This window comes from Alkaliphilus flagellatus (assembly GCF_018919215.1).
Taxonomy (GTDB): domain Bacteria; phylum Bacillota; class Clostridia; order Peptostreptococcales; family Natronincolaceae; genus Alkaliphilus_B; species Alkaliphilus_B flagellatus.
On the sequence record NZ_JAHLQK010000001.1, the window covers coordinates 157,907 to 182,141 of the forward strand.

Genomic DNA, 24,235 nt, shown 5'->3' on the forward strand with positions numbered 1-24,235 from the left:
CACTAGTTTCTAGGGATTATTTTCTATTTAAAACATCTGTTCTACATATGATATAATCATATTAATACACAGTACTGAAATGAGGTGTAATATAATGGCGATTAGATACATATTTGGTAGGGCAGGCAGAGGAAAAAGCTACTTAGCTCTTGAGGAAATAAAAGAGAGATTACAAGAAGAAGGGGATAATAAGTTATTTCTTTTTGTTCCAGAACAGTTTACCCTACAAGCAGAACGGGACTTAATAGGCAAGCAGGAGCTAAAGGGCATTATGAGGGCAGAGGTATTAAGCTTTACTAGACTTGCTCATCGTGTGTTTAGCGAAGTTGGTGGAATTACTAGGGTGCTAATTAATGATCTAGGTAAAAATATGATTTTAAGAAAGATTGCCGATGAATCTTCTAAGGATCTTTCTATTTATAAATCCATTGCCAAGCAAGATGGATTTATTGAAAAATTAAGCGAGCTTATATGTGAAATGAAACAGCACGATATAACTCCTATTGAGCTGACTATGGAGCTTAACGAAATGGAAGAGGATACAATATTAAGACGAAAGCTAGAGGATATTACCCTTCTATATCAAAGGTTTAATAATTATTTAAAGGGCAGATATGTAGATAATGAAGACCACGTGGACTTACTTATTGAAAATATTGAGAGAGTTCAATTTTTAGAAGGTGCGGAAATTTGGATAGATGGATTTCAGACTTTTACTCCCCAAATATTTAGGGTTATTGAAAAATTAGCAGAGAAGGTAAAAAACATTACCATTACATTTACTATGGAGTTAAATTCTAAGGAAAAAGATAAGGATTTATTCCACATTAACCAAAAAACATATTTAAAAATAAAGACAATAGCCCAGAAATTAAGATTAGAGGAAGAGATAATCAATTTAGATATAACTGAAAGGCAGGTATTGCCAAAGGTTAAAGAGATTGAGCATATAGAAAGAGAATTGTATAGCTATCCATATAAGCAATATACCGATGAAATTGTTAATTTAGAGGTTTTTGCTGGTTCTAACCTTTATTCAGAAATGGAAAACGTGGCTGCTCAAATAATTCATTTAGTACGTAATAGAGGCTATAGATGGAAGGACATAGCCCTCGTTTCTGGTGGACTGGATCAATATAGCATGATATTGAAAAGGGTATTTGAAGAGTACAATATACCTTATTTTATGGACGAAAAAAGGTCTATCATGAACAATCCTATGATAGAGCTTATTTTATCTAGCATAGAGATTCTAGCTAGAGGATATCAGTATGAGGACGTATTTAGATTTCTAAAAACCGGCTTTAGTGATTTAACAAAGGATGAGGTAGAGGAGCTGGAAAACTATGTTCTTCAATATGGTATTAAAGGAAGGGCTTATTCTGAAGCATTTACAAAGGGTGATGAAGAGAAGCTTGAAAAATACAACGAGTTAAGAGAAAGATTTATTTCCAACTTCACTAAATTTGAAAAAAAGATTTATCGTAAAAAGAAGGTTGGAGATATTACAAAGGCATTATTCGAGTTTATGAAGGACCTTAACATAGAAGAAAAACTAGATAGCTGGATTGAAGAGCTTAGAGAGCAAAAATATTTTGAGTATGTAAATGAAAACACCCAAATATGGAATAAAATTATGGAGATATTTGATCAGCTAACAGAAATATTAGCTGAGGAAAGCACCACATTAAAAGAATATGGGAGGATTTTGGAGGCTGGTTTTTCAGCTTGTGAAGTAGGGGTTATTCCTTCCACTATAGATCAGGTACTAGTTGGTAGTATAGAAAGGTCAAAGAGTCATGATATTAAAGCTTTATTTGTAGTAGGAGTAAACGATGGAATACTTCCTTCTGGCAAAGAGGACGGTGGAATACTGTTGGATCATGAGCGGGAATCCTTGGAGAAAAAGGGCCTTCCCATAGGCACTACTTTAGAAACTTCACTACTAGAAGAACAGTTTATGATATACTCTGCCTTCTCAAAGCCTACAGAATATTTGTGGATAAGCTATGCCTTGGCAGATCAGGAAGGTAGAGCCATGAGACCTTCTATTTTAACAGACCGTTTTAAAAAGCTATTTAAAAATTTAAATATAAAAAGTGATGTTGTAAATACTTTGGATAGACAGCTTCATCTTATAACAACACCGGTTAGTACATTTAAATATATGACAGAAAACATAAGACTAAAAATGGACGATAAACCAATGGAAGATGTTTGGTGGGATGTATACGGTTGGTACACTGACAATCCTAAATGGGAAGAAAGACGTAAGCTTATGGTTAAGGGGCTATTCCATCAAAATCAAATCACCTACATAGGAGAGAAAAAAGCAAGAAGCCTTTATGATAATCCTATTAAATCCAGCGTTTCTAGGCTTGAAAGATTTGCAAACTGTCCATTCTCTCATTTTGTGACCTATGGCTTAAGACCAAAGGAGAGGAAAGAATATGAGCTCTCTAATCCTGATATAGGGAGATTATTCCACGATTCTATGGAGCAATTTACCAAGGAAATGATGGCAGAACAAATCCAGTGGAAGGAGTTAACTAGAGAGCAAAGCGATTATTTAGTTGAAAAGGTTATAGACGAAATGGCACCAGAGTTTGAACATGGTATTATGCTCAGCACCCATAGGTATAAATACTTGGTTACTAGGCTAAAAAGAATTAGCAAAAGGGCTATATGGACCTTAACAGAGCATGTAAAGAAAGGTGAATTTGTTCCTATGGGCCATGAAATTAATTTTGGCCTTGATGGAGATATACCTCCTATTGTGATTGAACTTGAAACTGGGGAGAAAATTTATTTAGAAGGTAGAATAGATAGAGTTGATATATTAAATGATGAAGAAGGAAATTACGTTAAAATAATTGATTATAAATCTGGGAGTAAGGATTTTAGTCTTTCTGATGTTTATTATGGCTTCCAAATTCAGTTAATGGTTTATTTAGATGCAATATTGTCTAGTCAATCTCAAAAACATAAGGTAGAGGTTCACCCTGGAGGTATATTTTACTTTAAAATAGATGATCCAATGATTAAAACTACAGAAAAAGCAGTTGAGGAAGTAGAAAAGGAAATAAATAAAAAGCTAAAGATGAGAGGCTTAGTACTAAAGGATGTAAATATTATTAAAAAGATAGATGAAGAGATAGGTAGATCCTCTGATGTTATTCCGGCAGGATTAACAAAGGATGGAGAAATATCTAAGACATCCTCTGCCCTTCCAGAAGAGGATTTTAAAGCTCTACTTAAGCATGTAAGGGGACTTATTAAGGAAATTGGAGAGGAAATGCTAAAGGGAAATGTTAAGATAGAGCCTTTTAAAAAAGGTGAAGATACTTCCTGTAAATATTGTACCTATATTTCCATATGTCAATTTGATAATAGCTTCCATGAAAATCAATATAAGAATGTTAAGGAATTAAAGCCCGATGAAGTCCTTGAAAAGATAAAAAAGGAGGGAAAGGCTGATGAGAAACTGGACTAAAGAGCAACAATCTGCCATAGATGCTAGGGGAAGTAATCTTTTAGTAGCTGCTGCGGCTGGTTCTGGTAAAACTGCTGTACTTGTTGAACGGATTATTCAAATTATTTTAAAGGATAAAATTGATATAGATAAGCTTTTAATAGTAACCTTTACCAATGCTGCTGCTGGAGAAATGAGGGAAAGAATAGCAGGGGCTATAATGGAGGAAATGGAGAAGAAAACCAACCAAGAAGAACATTTAAGAAGGCAAATTAACCTTCTTAACAGAGCATCTATAACCACTATCCACTCCTTTTGTATAGATGTGGTAAGAAAGCACTTTCATATTATTGATGTGGACCCTGGCTTTAGAATTGGAGATGTTACAGAAACCAGCATTATGAGATTAGAAGCCTTAGAAGAGTTGTTTGAAGAGGAGTATGAAGGGGCAAATGATGTATTTTTTCAATTAGTTGAAGCCTTTGGAGGAACAAGGGAAGATAGACCATTACAGGATTTAGTGTTAAAAATATATGGCTTTATTCAAAGTCAGCCCTATCCAGAAGCATGGCTAAAGGAAAAGGTAGAGGAATTTTCCCTATCTATTGAAGGATTTAATGATAGTTCTTGGATTAAAACTATTAAAGGTAGAATCGAAATTCAGTTAAAAGGTGCTATAGATCTTTTAAACGATGCACTTACTATTGCCCAACAACCTACTGGACCAGAGGTCTACGAAGAAGCCATACTTTCAGATTTAGGCCAAATAAGGGAGCTTTATGATAATTTACATATACCTATTACCTCATTTTATGATAGGTTAAACAGCATAAAGCACGATAGATTAAAAACCTCAAAGGAAAGTGATCCAGTTTTAAGAGAAGAGGCTAAGGGGCTAAGGGATAAGGCTAAGGATATTATTAAGGATATAAAAGACAATATCTTTACTGTTAGTCCAGAGGAATATGTGGAGGATTTAAATAGACTATCACCTTTAATGGATTATTTATATAAACTTGTTACAAGGTTTACAAATATATATGCTGAAAAGAAGGCGGACAGAGGTATTGTTGATTTTAACGACCTAGAGCATTATGCCCTTAAAATTTTAGCTAATGATCTGGTGGCTAAAGAGTATAAGGAAAGATTTGAATATATTTTTGTAGACGAATATCAGGATAGTAACATTGTGCAGGAAACTCTTATCCAATCAATTAAGCGAGATAACAATCTTTTTATGGTAGGAGACGTTAAACAAAGTATTTACCGCTTCCGTCTAGCAGATCCTACACTATTTATTGAAAAGTACGAGACCTTTGGAGAAAAAGAAGGAGATATTAATAGAAGAATAGACCTTGCTAAAAACTTTAGAAGTAGGGGGGAGGTTTTAAGAGGTGTTAACTATATATTTAGGCATATTATGTCTAAGGAACTAGGGGAAATAGACTATGATGATAGAGCTGCTCTATATCAAGGAGCTAGCTTTGAGTCTATAGAAGATCCCTCTATAGAAGTTAATTTAATAGAAAAAAATGTGGAAATAGATGAGGATATAGAAGAGGAATTGCAGGAGTTGGCAGATATCGAGGTAGAGGCTCGTATTGTAGCTAAAAGAATTAAGGAGTTGCTAAGTGAAGAAATTTATGACGGACGAATTGAAGCATATAGAAAACTAGAATATAAAGATATTGTAGTGCTTTTAAGAACAACACAAAACTGGGCCCAAAACTTTTTAGAGGTATTTGTTCGGGAAGGAATACCTGCCTATGCCGATGCCAACACAGGATATTTTGAAGCTATAGAAGTAAATATGTTTCTTAATTTACTAAGGGTAATCGATAATAAAAGGCAAGATATTCCATTACTAAGTGTTATGCGTTCTCCTGTTGGTGACTTTACTACAGAGGAACTAATTAACATTAGAATAAACGACAAAAGTGGTACCTATTACGATGCAATAGAGAAGTATATTGAAGAAAATGATGATAATTTGAAGAATAAACTTACTTCCTTTATTGAAAAGCTAAATAAATGGAGCAATGAGGCTAGATATATAAAAATAGACCAATTTATTTGGAAGCTTTTTATGGATACTGGCTACTACTATTATGTAGGGGCTATGCCTGGCGGACTTCAACGCCAAGCTAATCTTAGAATTTTATTTGATCGTGCTAGTCAGTTTGAAAAGACTTCTATTAAGGGTTTGTTTAACTTTATAAAGTTTATTGAAAAGCTCCAAAGCAGTAAGGGAGACATGGGTGCGGCAAAAATACTTGGTGAAAATGATAATGTGGTTAGAATAATGAGTATCCATAAAAGTAAGGGCTTAGAGTTTCCTGTAGTAATTACTGCGGGTATGGGTAAAAACTTTAACCTTAGGGATACCAGTGCAGATGTTTTACTTCATAAGGACCTAGGCCTAGGGCCAAAGTTTGTAGACCCTGAGTTAAGAACCTATAGAGATACAATTGCAAAGCTTGCTATGAAGGATCAGATCAAGATAGAAAGCTTATCGGAGGAAATGAGGATTTTATACGTTGCATTTACTAGACCAAAGGATAAGCTTATTGTAGTAGGTTCTTTACGAAACATATATAAATTAGTTAAAAATTGGAATAAGGCAGATAATACCTATTCCTTAATGAATGCAAGGAATTATTTAGATTGGATAGGTGCTGCCCTTATAAAACATCCTGATGGTGAGGTTTTAAGACAGCTTGGAGATTTCGACTTTGATGATTTTAAATATAAAGATGAGGATTCTAAATGGACAGTAAATATTTTAGGAAGACAAGCCATAATACTGGAAGAGCAAGAAAAGCTATTAAAGGAAGAGGAATATAAGGAAAAACTTATTAATTTTAACAGGGAAGACTTTTCTCCAAATAGCTATACTGGATATAAAGATGAAATTGACAGTAGATTAAACTGGCAGTATGGATATCCTCAGGCAATATTTATACCATCTAAGCTATCCGTATCGGATATTAAAAGAGCCAATTTTCATGAGATGGATTCCATTGTCCATCAAATACCGACTTTGGTTAAGTCCCCTAAGTTTATGGAGGGTAAAAAAGCCTTTACAGCGGCGGAAAGAGGTACTATTATCCACTTTGTTCTTCAGCATTTAGATTTGAATAATGTTGATAGTGAAGATAATATTCATCAACAGGTGGATTTTATGGTGGCTAGGGAGCTTATTACAGAAGAGGAAGCTAAGGTAGTAAATGTAGAGAAAATACTTAACTACTTTAACAGTGGGATAGGTAAAAGAATGCTTATGGCAAAGAAAGTATATAGGGAGTCCCCTTTTATTATTGAAAAATCTGCTGTTGATGTAATTAAGGGATCGTCGGAAGAACTAGATGAAAAGCTTCTTGTTCAAGGGATTATTGACTGCTATTTTGAAGAAGAGGATGGTCTAGTTCTAGTGGATTATAAAAATGATATTGTACTTAATGGAGATATCCATAGTGTAGTGGCAAAATATGAAGTACAGCTATCCCTTTATAGGGAAGCCTTGGAGAGAGTTACAGAAAGAAAGGTAAAGGAAACCTATTTATATTTATTTGATGTGGATCAAGGGGTGAGAATATGAGGATACTACACACCTCCGACTGGCATTTAGGTAAAAATCTAGAGGGCCACAGTCGGCTTGCAGAACAGGAAAGATTTTTAGAGGAATTAATTAATATAGTTGAGGAAAGAGGAGTAGATCTTATTTTAATTGCTGGAGATATTTATGATACCAGCAATCCCCCTGCACAAGCAGAAAGGCTTTTTTATAACAGTGTAAAAAGACTTTCCAGAAACGGGGAAAGGCCAGTAATTATAGTTGCAGGAAACCACGATAACCCAGATAGATTAGTGGCCGCCAGTCCTTTAGCCTATGATCATGGAGTTGTATTACTTGGCAAGCCAAAAAGCACTATTGAAATAGGGAAATATGGTTCATTTCAAATTGTAGATGCCGGAGAGGGATTTTTAGAGATGGAAGTTAAGGGAGAAAGGGTAGTTGTACTTACCCTTCCCTACCCTAGTGAACAAAGGCTTAATGAACTACTTTCAGAGGAAATAGAAGAAGAAGCTAGAAGAAAATCCTATTCAGAACGTATTGGGGAGATTTTCGGTAGCCTATCAGAAAAATATAGGGAGGATACTATTAATTTAGCTGTTTCTCATCTCTTTGTTATGGGTGGAGAGGAGATTGGCTCCGAAAGACCAATCCAACTAGGAGGCTCCTTAACAGTCGATGCTAATCATCTTCCACAAAATGCCCATTACGTGGCTCTAGGCCATTTACATAAGCCACAAAAAGTTGTAGGCAGTGGAAAACTAAAGGCCTATTATTCGGGTTCTCCCATTGAATATAGTAAAAAGGAAATCCATTATAGTAAATGTGTATATATGGTGGATGTTAATGTGGGGGAAGAGGTAAAAGTAGAAGAGGTTTATTTGAAAAACTACAAGCCTATAGAAGTGTGGAAATGTAAAAGTATAGAAGATGCCCTAAAAAGATGTCAAGATGATGGGGAAAGGGATATTTGGGTTTATTTAGAGATTGAAACGGATAGGGTAATGACCCAGTCAGAAATTAAGGAAATGAAAAAACTACGTCCTCACATAGTAGAGATTAAACCTGTATTTAAAGAAATGGAAAAGGAAGAAGAGGAAATAGCGGATATTACATCCATGAGGATTGAAGATTTATTTAAGGACTACTACATATATAGAAATGGTGTTAATCCTACAGAGGAGCTAATGGACCTATTTAGTACAATTGTACAGGGGGAGATGGAAGAAGATGAGGCCTAGTCTATTAAAAATAAAGGGAATAAATAGCTTTAATGATGAGCAGATAATTGAGTTTAATAGGTTAGTAGAAAAGGGGCTATTTGGAATCTTCGGCCCTACTGGTAGTGGTAAGTCCTCCATATTAGATGCTATAACCTTAGCTCTATATGGAAATATTGCAAGAGACTCTAAAGAGTTCATTAATACAGAAGCTGACAGAGGAGAGGTAAGCTTCGAGTTTCAAATTTTAGATGGGACAGCTCGAAAAATCTATCGTTTAGAAAGAGGAATTAGACGGAAAAAAGGTGGCGGTATAGAGACCTCACTAGCTAGAATAATGGAAATAGACGGAGAGGAAATAAACATACTTGCCGAAGGGGTTACCAGTGTTAACAATGAAGTAATAAGGGTTATAGGCCTTAATTCCGATGACTTTACCCGATCTGTAGTTCTTCCCCAAGGAAAGTTTAGTGAATTTTTAAAGCTAACTGGCAGGGAAAGACGAAATATGCTGGAGCGTATTTTTGGACTAGAGCAGTATGGTAAAGACATAATGGACAAAATTAATGGTGAAAGAAAAAAATATGATGTAAAACGAATAGATTTAGAAGGTCAGCTTAAGGGCTACGAAGGTATTACTGAGGATTACCATAAAGAGGTATCAGACAAGCTGGGTTTGTTATTAGAGGAAGAGAAGAAGCTTAAGGCGGAAATACAAAGGCTAGATAAGGAATATGAAGATAGTAAAAGAATTTGGAATTTACAAGAAGAACTAAAGATATATGAAGCTACTAAAAAGATATTAGAAGAAAAGAAGCTAGAAATAGAAGAAAGTCGCAGAAGGCTTATAATGGGTGAAAAGGCTAACCTACTAAAGCCCTACATTACAAATTTAAGATCTATAGAGGAAAAAATAAGTATTAATAATCTCGCTTTAGAAAAACTAGAAAAAGACCTACCAAGGGTTAATGAAAAACTAAGAGAGGTAGAAGAAAATCATCAAAAAGCCTTAGCATATAAAGAAGAACAGTTTCCAAATTTAATAGCTAAAATAGAAAACTGTAAACAGGCTCAGGAGATGGAGGAACAAAATCATCTACTGATAAAAGAAATTAAATCCCTTGAAGAAGTCTATATAAGTAACACTAAACATAATGAAGATAAATCCAAATTATTGGAAAAATTAAAGGATAGAAGGTTGGAGCTTCAGCTAAAAACAAAGGAAATAGAAAAATATTTAGAGGAAATATACATAAAGCCCCATATTAGAGAAGGGTTAGAAGAAGCCTATAGGCTGGAAAAGGATATGGAAAAAATATCATTAGAGAAAAAGGAAAATGATAAACTTCTTTTGGACTTATCTAAGATTATAGAAAATAATAAAATAAAACTAAAGGAAGAATTAGATAAAAAAGAAAAGCTAGAAGTAGTATTACATAAATTTATTGAAGATGGAAAGTCATTGGAGAATAGTCCTTTAAAGGATGAAAGTCTTATTTTTACAAATAAGATAGAGCTGGAGAAGAAAAAAGGAGAATTAACTTCCTTGGAAGAACATTTGATTCAAAAATCAGCTTTAGCTAAAGATATAGAAGAATTATTAATGGTAAAATCCTCCTTGAAAAAAAAGCAAGGACAGTATATTTCACAAATTAATGAAGCAGAAAGAAATCTAGAAGTATTAAAGACAGAAGTTAAAAATTTAGAGATGCAATCCTTTGCAGCACAACTAGCTAAACATTTACATAAAGATCAGTCATGTCCCGTATGTGGCTCAAAAGAGCATCCACATCCTGCACAGGACAAAGAAGAAGAGTTCCTAATAGATAAAACCGATGAGTTAAATGGAATTGAGACAATGTTAATTGCTTTAAAGGAAGAGAAAACAAAGCTAGATATTTCCATAGCCCAGATAGTTAAAGAGGAAGATATAAAGAAGACTAATTTAGAAGATATAGAAAAGCTAATTAAAGATCAGTCTATAGAGGATCTTATAAAAGAAGTTGTAGAATTAGAAGAAGAATTAGAAAAATTAGTTAAGAAAAGAGAAGACTATATTAGTAGTGAAACTAAAGTAGAAGAGGAAATAGAAAAAAACAAAGAAAATATAAATACCACTAATACATTAATTGCAGGATTAAATATAGAACTGCAAAAAGATGGTGAAAGCTATAATACACTAGGCAATAAGATTGATAAGCTATCGCAAAGTATCAAGGATATGTCCTTATTATATGAAAAATTAAAAAATGAAGTCAAAATTGAAAATATTGCTGTCGAATATAATCAAATGAAGAACTGGGATAGAGAAAGATCGGAAAAAGAAAAAGAACTAAAAAAATTGAGAGAAATTGTAGAAGTGGAAAATCGACAAAGAGAGAGCCTAGAAGAGAAGCTACATTCCTTAAACTTAGAAATTGCAAAAAATAAACAGCAGTTAGATGAAAATAAAAAACAGCTAGCTTTATCTATTGAAAGAATAAAGAAACTTGCTGAAAACAAGAATCCTAAAGAATATAAAGTAGCCTTAGAAAACAAAATAAAAGAAGTAGAAGAGGCGGAAAAGATCCTTAAAGAAAGGGTTGAAAAGGGAAGAGCCTTGCAGCAAAAGATGGTGCAAGAAAAAGCTATTGCAGAAAATAGCAGAGTTAATTTAGCAAATGATTACAGTCTAAAAAAACTAGAACTAGAAGAAAATACTAAGGAACAGGGCTTTGGTTCCATAGAGGAAATAAAAGAATACTTATTTGAAGAAGAACAATTAAAGAAATTAGAAAAACAAATTATAGCTTATGACGATGAGGTTAAAAATATTGATCATAGCCTAGGTAGAATTAATAAGGCTTTAGATGGTAGGTTCTTAACAGAGGAGGCTTGGATTCAAATACAGGAGTTATTGGCTAACAAAAAGCAAACTCAAGAGGAAAAATCCAAGGAAATTGGAGAAGTTCAGCAAGTTGTTAAGGATGTTAAAGAAAAGCTGGAAACCATAAAAGAGCTTAAAAAAGAGGAAAAGAAAATAACCCATAAGCTGGACCTTCTTTTAGAATTAAGCAAAATGCTGGAGGGTAATAGATTTGTAGAGTATGTAGCTATTAACCAATTAAAGTATATTGCAAAAGAAGCTTCAAAATGGCTAAAAGAAATTACAAGAAGTAGATATGCCCTAGAGTTAGATAGTAGCGGTAACTTTATAATGAGAGATGATTTTAATGGTGGAATTAGAAGGGCAACAAATACACTTTCTGGTGGAGAAACCTTTTTAACCTCTTTATCACTTGCATTAGCCCTATCCTCCCATATCCAACTAAAGGGAAGTGCACCCCTAGAATTTTTCTTCCTTGACGAGGGATTTGGTACATTGGATAGTGACCTACTTGAAATTGTTATGAATGCCCTAGAAAGACTACACTCAGAAAAGTTAAGTGTTGGAATTATAAGCCATGTGGAAGAACTTAAAAGTAGAGTTCCTATTAAGCTAATTGTTTCACCTCCAGAGTTTGGTGGAGAGGGGACGGCTGTTAGGATAGTATTATGATTCCTTATATTAATGAAAAGATAGGAGTAGATTTATCATAAGTATTTTAAATTAAGTAGTAAGTAAACTGATAATTAACTTTTAAATTAATAAGTTTATAATACTAAAAAATTGTTACATATTGATTAATAAGATAAAGGTCAACTTAAACAGCGGTTGACCTTTATCTATTATTTTATCTAACATATTTTAAATTATATAGAAAATTTTCTACATTTTTTTGTTTAGATTTATTTTTAGCCATAAAATCACTCATTTATAGCTAGTATATTCATATATAATGAAACCTATTAGAAATAATATGTAGGAAGTATTTAGTATAAATTACATAGCCTGATCTAATAAAAATGCAAATGGATAATATTGTAAAAGGTTTGAAACAAAAAAATCTTAGCTATTCTTTACATCTTTACAGCATTTATTGCATTCATTATATTATTATAAACATCTTCAGGTGATTGATCTCCTCTAACATTTATACGTTCTAATGCTAAAGGATCACTGTTTTTTGTTACAACTCCATAGTCAACACTTAATTGAATATCAAAGCCTAATGAAAGAGCAGCAGATTGTGAAAATTCATTATAGCTTCCATAAGGAAAGCAAAAAATAAAGGGCTCCTTTTCTAGGTTCTGGACCATTAATTTTCTAGATAATTGAAAATCATCATAAACTCTCTTATAATATTCATCTGTATCATCAGTTTCTTTAAGCTTTATATCTTCATTATGTAGATTATATGTATGACTTCCTATTTCAATTAATCCGCTATCTAGCATGTCTTTAGCCTGTTCCCAGGAAAAATGTTGATAATTTCCTGGTTTTTTTCCTCTAGAGCTTACAACTATATTAATATTTGCTGGTATATTATTTTTCTTTAATATAGGATAAGCAATGGTATAGTTACTCTCATAACCATCATCAATAGTAATTACTAGAGGATTATCTGGTAGTTTTTCATCATGAAACAAATAATCCCTTAATTGTGATATTGAAATAGTATTGAATCCCTTTTGTTTTAAATAATTAAGCTGATTTTCAAAGAGTTCGGCAGATATAATCTCACTAACTCCTGTTTCGACTACAGTTTCTTCCACAAAGTGGTGATACATTAGTATTGGGATTACTACCTCTTGCTCCTTATCTTTAACTATTGACTTAGAAGTTAAAGCTGATAGTGGGTTTATAAGTAGAAGACAAATAACAACCAGTAGAATTTTGAATTTCATTTTGACATACTCCTTTGAAATAATATTTAATTTTTTTAAACTATATAGTATCTATTATATTTAAAACTATGTAATACCTAGATTCTACGTCAAATTTAAATTACCTTCATTTGCAGTTAACTTAGGTAGAATCTAGAAAAAGTCTTCTATATTATACCATTTTAATCGCAGAAAGCAAATTGAATGTTATCACAAGGATTTCCTAAGGAGAATCTTTGTATTGCAATATTTGAAAAATATCTTGACAAGCATTGTTTACAGATGTAAACTATATGCATACCTTAGGGTTTACATTTGTAATCAATATATTATAAGGAGGTGGAATGGATGAAGAATATTCCTAACATATCTGGATCAGAACTAGAGATTATGAAACTCTTATGGAAAGATAATCCTTTATCTGCTAATGAAATCAGATCCTTATTATCAGATGAAATAAGCTGGTCTAATCAAACGATCAAAACCTTTATTAACAGACTTCTTAACAAACAAGCTATAAGATTTGAAAAATCAGGGAGGAGCTATCTTTACTATCCTTTGATTTCCTATGATGAATATGTAAAAGAAGAAAACAAATTTTTTCTTGAAAAAGTATATGATGGAGCTATAAGTATGCTTTTTTCAAAATTTTTGGAAGAAGAAAAGTTGTCTGATAAGGAGATCGAAAATCTTCAAAGAATTCTAGAACAGAAAAAATATGATAAATAATAAGCTTTAAAGTTCTGAAAAGGGAGTAGGTTATATGAATATCTTGAATAAAGCTTTTCTATTGATTTTATATTCTTCATTTACATCTACTATTATTGTATTAATTGTTCTTTTGATAAAGACAATTTTTAAGAATCAACTTAGCTCTAGAGTTCGTCATGCTTTATGGTTTCTGGTATTAATAAGACTTTTGTTACCTTTTATCCCAGAAAGTGATTTAAGTTTATTTAACTTTTTTCCTAAAAAAAACATAGATACAGTGGTATATAATTCATTTCAGCCTAACAATCTAATCCAAGAACAAATGATTGGAAATCACAATGAATTTAATCTACACTTAAAAGATAGGGAACAAGATGAGATAGGCACAAACATATTCTTAAAAGAAAATCTGTCAAAAGCTAATAAGCAAAGATTATTTTCGAATGAAAAAAGCAATCTACTCCAAGGGGTTATAAATATATGTTCATATATATGGCTCATAGGACTTTTATCTATATGTATAGTTATTTTTCTATCTACTTTAAAATTCAAGAAAAAAGCAAGCTTTTTCGATGAAGTTAATGATTTAGAAGTTATTAAGATTTTGGATGTGTGCAAGGAAAGGCTAAATATAAATAAAAATATTCCGATTTACTCAGGGAGTACATTTAAAACACCTTTTATTTATGGATTTCTAAGCCCGACAATTTATCTTCCGAAACATATTCTAAATGAGGTTAATGATAGTCAACTATTACATATATGTTTACATGAGATAGCTCACTATAAGAGAAAAGATTTATTTTGTAATTTGCTCGGAATGATAGCTATAATCATTCATTGGTTTAATCCATTAGTATGGTTTGTAATGAAAGAAATGAGAGCTGATAGAGAACTAGCATGTGATAATTATGTGCTTGAAATTCTTGGAGAGAATGAATGCATTCCATATGGTATGACTATTATAAAACTTTCTCAGATTGTTTCAAATCAGCACTATAATAAGATGTTTTGTGCACATTTTTATGAAAATAAAAATCAAATTGAAAGGAGAATTACAATGATAAAGATGTTTAAAAATGGTTCCTATAAAGTGTCTACCATAACAGTTGTACTTTTTATGATACTTGGAACCACGGTTCTAACAAATGCCACAGGTATTCAAGGAGGAAACAAAGAATTTGTACTCGATAGTCCTACTAAGCACTTTAATAGTCTAGATAGAGCAATAGATTTTGTAGATTTTGAATTTAAAGTACCAGAGAATATACCTACAGGATGTAGATTTTGGCGTATAAATCTTGATAAGGAAAATATAATGGATATAAATTCCGAAAAATATGAAGACAATGATACATACAATTTTTCCCTACTAGTTTCCGAAAAAGATATTATAAAATATCTAAAAGAACAAAGTAATACAATATATGGAGATATGAAGCCTGATATAAAATTTGATACAAAGCCAATGAACCTTTCTAATGTAAAAGGTACTATTGTAATTATTGAACAGAACTTCAATTGGACAAAAGATAATCTTAAGAAGTTAGAAAAAAGCAACACAAAGAGTATTAAACATGTCCCTATTAGTGAAACAGTCAATAAATATTTTGTATGGGAAGATGATGGGATATGGTATGGTCTTCATTACTACTTTAAAACTACTACTTTAGAAGGAGAAGAACATGTAGATAGAATTTCTACAAAAGATGATTTGATAAACATTATAGCATCACTTAAATATTCTCAAAATATACAAGGTGCTGATTATGTGGAAAGTGTAGAAAAATTTATTAAAGAACATTTGAATATATACGATGAAAAAGACTTAAAGGAAGCAGAAAAAATTATTGGATTTGTCCCTAAATTTCCATTAACTTTACCAGGAGGTTTTGTTCCTACTTCTTCTAACACGTACCATTCTATCTATGAAGGAGAAGAAAATTCAAGTACTTCATTAACTACTATCTTTGACTTAGAGGATAGAAATAACCATATACCAATACCAAGGATAGAGTTTACACAAACGAAAAATACATTTCTCTATGACAACTTAATGGAAAAAGAATACTCTAAAATAGACTCGAAAATAATAGAAGGAATAGACTCAAAAGTAATAGAAGGGACCAAAGTTTTTATATGTGAAGAAAGATTTGAAGACAAATTAAGAGAAGCAATTAAAGAGCAATGTTATGTTTGGAAACAAGAAGATATTGTATATACAGCTAAATTTATTGGAGATATAGACAAAGAGCATGAAATAGTTAAAACACTTATAAACTACTAAAATTAAAAGTAGAGAGGTATTGCACTTCTCTACTTTTTTTAGGTAGTAAACTACTTTTCATGTTCAATTTCCCATTGAGCTTGATGGTCTTTAATGACAGTAATCAAGTCTTCAGATTCCACCTTCTCTACAGGGAAATCAAATAGATGAAGACTCTCATCCCGAGGAGAATCTTTCATATCGGATCTAGGTTGTCGTATTACAACAGAGTAGTTTTTAAACTGAAGGGAATTATTTTTCATTAATTCATCAACCTCAATTAATCTGTCACGCAAAACCTCGTAATTAATTTTGTCGGAAAATATATAAACAGAAAGATTAGACTCCAGAGGTAAATTATCTAAATCTAATTTCATATCAAGGGTTAGCTTATCTCTATCATTCTCGTCAAAAGAAAAGCCTGCAATTAAAATATCTGTCTCATAAGGAAAACTTTTCTTAAAAACCTTTTCTACAACTGAATCAAACTCTTTTTCAAGTCGAGTATAGGTGTTAAACTTGCCTACAACGTAATCATCATAAGTATCATTAATTCCACCGTTTCTGTTATAAGTTACATAAAAAGCAGTGTCCTGACTGGATTTTGACTGAACATATTTGCCATAATTACCGAATTTGAAATTATAAAATGTTTTTTGCTCTTTATAGTCAAGATCATTTACAAAAGAATAGTTATCTTCCAAATATCTATTTATATTTTTGTTTGCAATAGCGGCAGAAATAGGATTACCGGTAAAGGAATTAGTTATAAATAGAATTAGTACAATTAAAGCAACTGAAACAAGACCAGCAATGATTTTTAGTATTAACTTTTTTTTAGTCATTAATATCCCCCTCTCAACTAATTAGTCACAAAAATTCATGTTTTGTTACAAATAATATAAAAATATTTTAAAATATATATATGATACACTATTTATGATGGTTAAATATTTTATATAAAATAAACTAACAAAAACAAATATACAGAACAAAGGCACGGTTGAGAGGATATTGTAGTTGATCCTACTAGGCTTTTCTTTTAATTATAAATCTTAGGAGTGATTTAATTGGAAAAAGAAATATATATTGTAGATGCTTTTTCAGAAGTGGATTTTGGTGGTAACCCAGCTGGTGTTGTACTTGATGCTACAGGATTAGATGAAAAACAAATGCTAAAAATTGCAAAAGAGATGAATTTATCAGAAACAGCATTTATTTTTCCATCAAATGATGACACAACAGATTATACTATAAGATTTTTTACTCCAACTCAGGAAGTAGATTTATGTGGACATGCTACCATTGCATCATTTTTCCTATTAGGTACGAAAGGACTAATAAAAGGTGATAATGGCGTAAAAATCGTTAGACAAAAAACAAATGCAGGTATACTTCCTGTAGAATTGTATTTTAATGATAATAAAGTTGAAAAAGTATTAATGACCCAGACTAAACCTAAGTTTATTTCAAAAATCAAAATTATAGATGATTTGGCCAAAATTATGGGATTAAATATAGACCATATTGGTATTGAAAATTTTGATCTTGTTCCAGAAATAGTATCTACAGGGTTAAAAGATATTATAGTACCTGTTAAAAGTTTAAAGGTGTTAAAATCAATATCTCCAAATTATGAGATGATAAAAAAATACTGTAAAGAACTATGTGTAGTAGGTATACATGCTTTTACACTAGAAACAGAGGAAAAATATTCAACAGTATCTTGTAGAAATTTTGCTCCTCTAGTTGGAATTGATGAGGAAGCAGCTACTGGAACTTCAAATGGAGCATTGGGAGCATATCTTGTTAATAATAATGTTGCTAAATATGAAAACAGTATAACAATAGTATCAGAGCAAGGATATTATATGGGAAGACCAAGTAAAATATTAGTAAAAATAGAAGGACCTAAAAATGATTATACAGTTAAAGTTGGTGGAAGGGCAGTAATAAAGTAGAAATTACTAGGACAGTTTTACTATTCTGTGAGGAATTTACTCCTGTTTTGGAAAATATTCTCTAAAAAGAAGGATATTGTAACCAATGTGTCGTAATTAATTATATGGTAGTTAAATTATATAAGGAGGAAAAATAAATGAAAACGATTGTAAAAAGAATTGCTAAAATGTTAATTTTCACCATGGTATTCATAGGATTTGCAGTACCATTTGCTTATGCAGATGCTCCAAGTACATGGGCTAAAGATACGATTTCAGAAGCTGAAAGTATTTTAGGACAAACAGATGTACTTCATGTAGGGCAAGGATTCGATCCACGTACCCTAGATCCACATAATACAAATGATACACCCTCTCCAAGGGTTATGGAACAAATTTACGAAACACTTGTTAACCAAAATGAGGATATGGAAATAGAACCAGGTCTTGCCGAAAGCTGGAAATATATTGATGATGTAACTATTGAATTTAAATTGAAGAAAGGTGTTAAGTTCCATAATGGTGAAACCTTTACTTCTAAGGATGTAAAGTTTACCCTATTAAGAGCATTAGAGTCTCCATATGTTGGACATGTTTTAGGGGAAATTGATCCAAATGGAATTAAAATTATTGATGATTATACAATTCAAATTGTAACAACGGAACCTTATGCTCCAATATTAATGCATTTATCCCATACAGCTGGCTCTATGTTAAATGAAAAGGCTGTTATAGAAGCTGGTGATGATTATGGTTTTATCCCAGTGGGAACAGGTCCATTTAAGTTTGACCTATGGATTACAGGGGATAGTATTGAGCTAACCAAGTTTAACGACTATCATGGTGAAGGGGCGATGGTAGAGCGAGTCGTGTTTAAAAATATTGCTGAAGCTCAAAGAAGATTTAATGAATTGAAAAATGGTCAAATTCATATTGCATATGATATTTTGGCATCAGATATTAAGAGGATTGAAGAAAATAAAGAGCTTACACTTTATAGAGATACTAACTTAACAACATCATATATTGGATTTAATGTACAAAATAAACCTTTCGATGATGTAAGGGTACGCCAAGCAATCAATTATGCTGTTGATGTAGACTTAATTATAGAAGCTGCAATGGAAGGTGTAGGACAACAATCCAACGGACCATTAGGACCAAACGTTTGGGGATCAAACCAAGAATTACAGACATATGAATACAATGTAGAAAAGGCTAAGGAGCTAATGAAAGAAGCAGGTCTTGAAAATGGATTTAAAACATCTATTTGGACAAACGATAACAAATCAAGAATGGACATAGCTGAAATTGTTCAAAACCAATTAAAACAAATCAATATTGAAGCTGAAGTAAAAGTAGTTGAATGGGGTGCTTATCTAGATGGTACAGCTAATGGTGAACATGACATGTTTATCCTTGGATGGTCAACAGTAATAGCAGATCCAGACTACGGTCTATATCCTCTGTTCCACTCTTCACAATTTGGAGATGCTGGTAACAGAACATTTTATGCTAATGCTAAAGTTGATGAATTGTTAGATAAAGGAAGAGTCGAAATTGATCCAGAAATAAGAAAAGCATATTATTTAGAAGCACAAAAAATTATTAGAGATGATGCTCCATGGATATTCTTAAACATTGGTGAAAACTTAACTGGTACAAGAAGTAACGTGAAAGGATTCAGTCAACATCCTACAGGACACCATCAATTATCAGGGGTTTATTTAGAGTAGAATATATAGTAATTTAATATGGTAAGGTAAGTTTTATAAAAATATAAAAGGTTAGAGAGTATAATGGAAAATTATACTCTCTAACCTTTTAGTGATTATGAGGAATAAATGGTGGCAGCTACAGAAAATAATCTATTAGCTAATTCCTTATCAACCGTCATCAGATCGGAGTCAAGTTCAAATTAGTATTACCGAGGAATGAGTTTCTGCTTATTTTCTTTTTACACAATTATGTAGGCTTAATCTAAAGGGAGCGTTGCTGATTGCAACACTCCCTAATATATTCAAAGCATCAGACAATTTAAATTATCCTAGAAGAACGGTCTCCTTCCAAAAAAACCCCCTCCAAATCCAGGGAATCCAAAAAACGGTCTACGCCATATAGCTGCTAAAATGAGGAACCATTACAATCGCATTTATTATCATAGTGTTCCATACAGATAAACCCTCCTATTATGATGTATTGGCTTTTACCTAATACATAATATGTAGCCCGCAGGAAAGGTGATGTAATATTATTTTGTTTATAAAATATGAATAAGAATTTTTAGTATTTATATGAATATTATGTATTGAATCTATAAAGGTAAAGAAACTATAGGAGGTGTGCAAAGTGGGTATTGGAAGACAATTAGTACAGCAGGTTGTCAATACAAGGGAATTTATAGAACTTAAAGAGGCCAGGAGTAATATAGACAGATATCCTCAATTAAAGCAAGAGGTTGAAGCCTTTCAAAAAAAGCAAATGGAAATCATGTCAAGAGCCAGTTCTCCACAAGAGGCAGAGCAAATGTTAATGCGGCTCAACAACGAATTTACAAACCTAGCTCAGTATCCTGAGGTTAATAGAATGATAAAAGCAGGTGAAAGGTTTAACGAGATGATGCTTAGCATTTATAAAGAAATTAATGAAATATTAGCATCATATCTTCAATATTAAGAAGCAATTAACTTTAGAAGTGCTTCTTAATAGTAGGGCGGAATGGATATCAAAACAATTTGCAAATTCAAATACTGAAATTGAAAAAAACAATTATTAGAAAAGTGGAAAAGGTATCATACGAAGAAATCAATAAAATACTTAACTTCTTTGAAAAAAATAACTAGCTGCAATCTATATCTTGAGCTAGTTATTTTTTAAAATTTTCTAATGGAAATTATTTTGTATACTCAACATATTTAGAAGAAAGGGAATCCTCTGAATCCGAAACCAAAGAAAGGAAATCTTCCAAATCCAAAGAAGGGAAAGCCAAAAAAACCTGGGAATCCAAATCCAAATCCAAAACCTACACCAATCTGTTGAGTATTAATCGGATTGTTATCATATTGATAATTGTACATATGGGTATTCATTGGATAATTATCATATTGATAATTGTACATATGAGTGTTAATTGGATAGTTGTCATATAGATAATTATACATATTATATGGGTTCATTTTTTCACCCCCCCTCTTTTTTGTTCTCGGTGTCCAATAAAACTGAAGACTAGGCTAATTAATATTTTTGGTAAATAGTTATATACTCGTTATATAATATTTTTCATATGCAGATAGTGTGATTAGAAAATTTAAGATCAAAGTTACAGTTTTCGACTTTAGAATTACTATCCTTGTGTAGTGATTTTACATTTTTTTCAAGTTACTTTGTGTCTGGTGACACGGATGCTGGTACTACCCCTTGATGAGATGATCACTGAATTAAAAAATAATTATGTCGATGAGAATAATATTTATAATAATCTTCCTGCAGAGAATATAAAAGAATAATAATAAACAGCCTTGATAATGACTTAATTATCAAGGCTGTTTATCTATTTTACATATTATGTTATTATAAATTTAAAGGAGTCCTATTTATTTTTAAAAAATATTATATATTATATAAAGGAGAGGTTAATTTTGAAAATAAATAGATTTATTTTTTAGGTATAGGAGCAATTCTATCAATATTGTGTTCGTATTGCTTTTTTAGAAAAAATGAAATTAATATACACGAGTTGTTTTTAAAAAGAGAAGATCATATCATTAAATATTATTAGAGTTCTAGGATATTCTTTTATAGTTTATTTAATAAAAGATTATATCGCAAATTACTCAATATTTTACATTTGGGAATTCATATTTTATGTATCTATAATAACTTTAGCATGTCTTTATATAATATGGTTCTCAAGTTTTTATAATTCAAGAATATATGGAAAAAAGTAAAGACTAGTAAGTATATAGGTATTACTTTTAAATTTTATTTAGAAGATCTCGAGAATATTTAAGAACAATTTATAAAGTATACAAATAAAAGTAGATAAAAGGCTTCTGAAGAATCAGAAGCCCTCTATTATGGAAGAAAACTTCTAGTATTTTTTATCTCATTCTATTAATGTTTAATTACAATATAACTATTATCTTTGTTCCTACTCCTATTGTACTTTTTACATCAATAGTGCCACCATGAATTTCAATAATTTGTTTAGCAATAGCCATGCCAAGTCCCGATCCCTTGTGGCTTTCTCCCGTATTAGTACCTCTATAATATCTTTCAAATAGATTATCTAAATCCTCTTTAGAAATACCCTTTCCATTATCCTCTATTTCTACATAAACTTTGTCCTTTTTATATACACTAATGATAATTTCTGTACTTTCATTGTTATGGACAATAGCGTTATATATAAGATTAGTAAAGGCTCTTTGTATCAAGGATTTATCAAAGGTAAAGACAATTCTCTCCTCAGTAGCATTAAATTGTATTTTTCTATTTTCATAATTAGGATTGTTTAATATATCAATAGTAATATCCCTAAGAACTTCTATAATATCTTCCTTATTACGAACTATAGGAATTAGACCATTTTTCAAAATCTGTGTGAGCTTTAGATCCTCCAGTAGCTCTTCCATATAATAAGCCTTTTCTTTTATTATATTAGAATATTTTTTTATCTCTTCCTCAGTTAAAACATATTCTTCATCAGTTATAAGCTCTCCATAACCTTTAATAGAAGCTAGGGGAGTTTTTAAGTCGTGGGACAGATTATGAATCCATTCCTCTCTCATTTTTTCTGTAGTCTGTCGTTCAATCTCATTAATTTTTAATGTATCAGACAAGTCGTTGAGAGTAGCATAGACTTCTTTATATAAGCCCTTTTCAATATAATTTTTATCGTATTCACCCTTTGATAATTGACGTATACCTTGGATTATATGGATAACAGGATTAGTAAGATTCCTACCAAAAATATATCCCATTACTATAAGAACCACTATAGGAATAAGAAATAGACCTATAGCTGCTGCAAATATATTTGACTTTAATTTCTCAATTGAATAATGATATACATATTTAGCTATCTTATCCATTGGAAAACCTATAATATAACTCCATTTATAGTCGTTTATCTCGGCGGTACCAGCAAAGGTCGTATAATTATCTATAACACCAGTATAAATATTATAATAAACCATTTGACTAGGAGCATAATGCGTTAAGGCATCTTTTGGTTTATTCCAATGATAAACTTCATATCCTTCCTCATCTAAAATCTGAATCCAAGCATTCCGATGATTAAGTTCTTCAAGTCCATCCTTTGTTACTGTGGGTTTGCCATCCTCTTCAATAATGTATTGATAGAAGTCTAAGGAAAAGTTGGGCAACTGAGTCCATTTTTCATCCCAATGATCATCTGAAATAAAAAGTTCATAGATTACAAAAATATTAATATGAAAAACAATAATAACAGATAATACAAGAATTAATAAAAAACGCAATAAAATTTTCCACTTCATTTTATTTATCCTCTATAACTAGCTTATAGCCTAATCCCTTTATAGTAACGATGTACTTAGGATTAGCTGGGTCATCTTCTATCTTTTGACGAAGATGTCTAATATGAACCATCAATGTATTATCATAACCTTCGAAATCGCAGCCCCATACTTTTTCAAATATTTTATTTTTGCTTAAAATCTGATTAGGATTTTGGGCTAGATATAAAAGAAGATTATACTCCTTAGCCGTTAAATCTACAGGGGTACCTCTTCTTTTTACTTCACCCTTATCTCTATTAATTTCAATATCTCCAAAGGTTATTATATTTTTTTCCTTAACATGATCCTTTAGAGCCATATATTCACTTCTTCTAAAATGTGCTTTAATTCTAAAGGCTACTTCCTTAGGGCTAAAGGGCTTAGTAATATAGTCATCCCCTCCAATACCTAATCCTAAAAGTTTATCCACATCTTCATCTCTAGCCGATAAAAAGATAATTGGTACAAAAGTGATTTCTCTCAGTCGTCTGCAAACCTCAAAACCGTCTATATAGGGCATCATAATATCTAAAACTATAATATCCGGCTTCATCTCTTTAGATATTTCAATGGCTTCATACCCACTAGTAGCCTTATAGATATTTTGAAAGCCTTCCTTTAAGAGAACGGCCTCCAATAAATCTAAAATATCAATTTCATCATCTACTAACAATATTTTTTTATCACTTATACTAGTCATATCTACATCTAGCAAGATTTACACCTCCTATTACATTACAGCCCATTATATAATAATTCATTATAC

At 31.6% G+C, this 24,235-nt stretch carries 14 protein-coding genes; 9 read left to right on the top strand and 5 right to left on the bottom strand.

All coding sequences use genetic code 11. The annotated features are described in order from the left end of the window. Positions 1–94 precede the first annotated feature (94 nt). From addB to KQI88_RS00765, 4 genes are read left to right on the top strand one after another with little or no spacing between them, the layout of a single operon-like run. Positions 95–3,493: a helicase-exonuclease AddAB subunit AddB gene (addB, locus tag KQI88_RS00750; RefSeq protein ID WP_216414458.1), complete on the top strand. Its 3,399-nt coding sequence runs from the start codon at positions 95–97 to the stop codon at positions 3,491–3,493. Further along, a complete protein-coding gene (gene addA / locus KQI88_RS00755; RefSeq protein WP_216414459.1) occupies positions 3,477–7,070 on the top strand; it encodes a helicase-exonuclease AddAB subunit AddA in 3,594 nt (1,197 codons plus the stop codon). Before addB ends, addA begins: the two co-directional genes overlap by 17 nt. Beyond that, positions 7,067–8,287: an exonuclease SbcCD subunit D gene (locus KQI88_RS00760; RefSeq protein ID WP_216414460.1), complete on the top strand. Its 1,221-nt coding sequence runs from the start codon at positions 7,067–7,069 to the stop codon at positions 8,285–8,287. Before addA ends, KQI88_RS00760 begins: the two co-directional genes overlap by 4 nt. After that, complete coding sequence (locus tag KQI88_RS00765) at positions 8,277–11,804, top strand: AAA family ATPase (RefSeq protein WP_216414461.1); 3,528 nt, start codon at positions 8,277–8,279, stop codon at positions 11,802–11,804. Before KQI88_RS00760 ends, KQI88_RS00765 begins: the two co-directional genes overlap by 11 nt. Before the next feature lie 401 nt (positions 11,805–12,205). On the opposite strand, the gene KQI88_RS00770 is transcribed toward KQI88_RS00765, so the two are convergent. Beyond that, entirely contained in the window at positions 12,206–13,033 is an 828-nt protein-coding gene (locus KQI88_RS00770) for a polysaccharide deacetylase family protein (protein ID WP_216414462.1), read from the bottom strand. A 327-nt stretch (positions 13,034–13,360) separates the two neighbouring features. Here KQI88_RS00770 and KQI88_RS00775 point away from each other — a divergent pair, with 327 nt between their 5' ends. Together KQI88_RS00775 and KQI88_RS00780 are read left to right on the top strand one after the other, a co-directional pair. After that, positions 13,361–13,741 (top strand): BlaI/MecI/CopY family transcriptional regulator, encoded by a 381-nt coding sequence (locus KQI88_RS00775; protein WP_216414463.1) that lies wholly within the window; start codon positions 13,361–13,363, stop codon positions 13,739–13,741. 34 nt (positions 13,742–13,775) lie between these two features. Further along, the gene (locus tag KQI88_RS00780) at positions 13,776–16,010 is read left to right on the top strand and encodes a M56 family metallopeptidase (protein WP_216414464.1); all 2,235 of its coding nucleotides are present in this window, start codon (positions 13,776–13,778) and stop codon (positions 16,008–16,010) included. Positions 16,011–16,060: 50 nt separating this feature from the next. On the opposite strand, the gene KQI88_RS00785 is transcribed toward KQI88_RS00780, so the two are convergent. Next, a complete protein-coding gene (locus tag KQI88_RS00785) occupies positions 16,061–16,834 on the bottom strand; it encodes a YfjL-like protein (RefSeq protein WP_216414465.1) in 774 nt (257 codons plus the stop codon). Between the two features lie 225 nt (positions 16,835–17,059). Between KQI88_RS00785 and KQI88_RS00790 the strand changes: the two genes are divergently transcribed. From KQI88_RS00790 to KQI88_RS00800, 3 genes are all read left to right on the top strand, one after another. After that, positions 17,060–17,950, top strand: coding sequence for a PhzF family phenazine biosynthesis protein (locus tag KQI88_RS00790; RefSeq protein WP_216414466.1), 891 nt, complete (start codon positions 17,060–17,062; stop codon positions 17,948–17,950). A gap of 137 nt (positions 17,951–18,087) precedes the next feature. Further along, positions 18,088–19,665: a glutathione ABC transporter substrate-binding protein gene (locus tag KQI88_RS00795; protein WP_246579069.1), complete on the top strand. Its 1,578-nt coding sequence runs from the start codon at positions 18,088–18,090 to the stop codon at positions 19,663–19,665. A 613-nt stretch (positions 19,666–20,278) separates the two neighbouring features. Beyond that, the gene (locus KQI88_RS00800) at positions 20,279–20,605 is read left to right on the top strand and encodes a YlbF family regulator (protein WP_216414467.1); all 327 of its coding nucleotides are present in this window, start codon (positions 20,279–20,281) and stop codon (positions 20,603–20,605) included. A gap of 239 nt (positions 20,606–20,844) precedes the next feature. On the opposite strand, the gene KQI88_RS00805 is transcribed toward KQI88_RS00800, so the two are convergent. The 3 genes from KQI88_RS00805 to KQI88_RS00815 form a co-directional block, all read right to left on the bottom strand. Next, positions 20,845–21,105 carry a hypothetical protein gene (locus KQI88_RS00805; RefSeq protein WP_216414468.1) on the bottom strand — a complete coding sequence of 87 codons (261 nt, stop codon included), beginning with the start codon at positions 21,103–21,105 and terminating at the stop codon, positions 20,845–20,847. A 948-nt stretch (positions 21,106–22,053) separates the two neighbouring features. Next, on the bottom strand, positions 22,054–23,448 hold the full coding sequence (locus KQI88_RS00810) for a sensor histidine kinase (protein WP_216414469.1): 1,395 nt from the start codon (positions 23,446–23,448) through the stop codon (positions 22,054–22,056). Position 23,449: 1 nt separating this feature from the next. Further along, positions 23,450–24,184, bottom strand: a complete 735-nt coding sequence (locus KQI88_RS00815; RefSeq protein ID WP_330655987.1) for a response regulator transcription factor — start codon at positions 24,182–24,184, stop codon at positions 23,450–23,452. Positions 24,185–24,235: the final 51 nt, after the last annotated feature.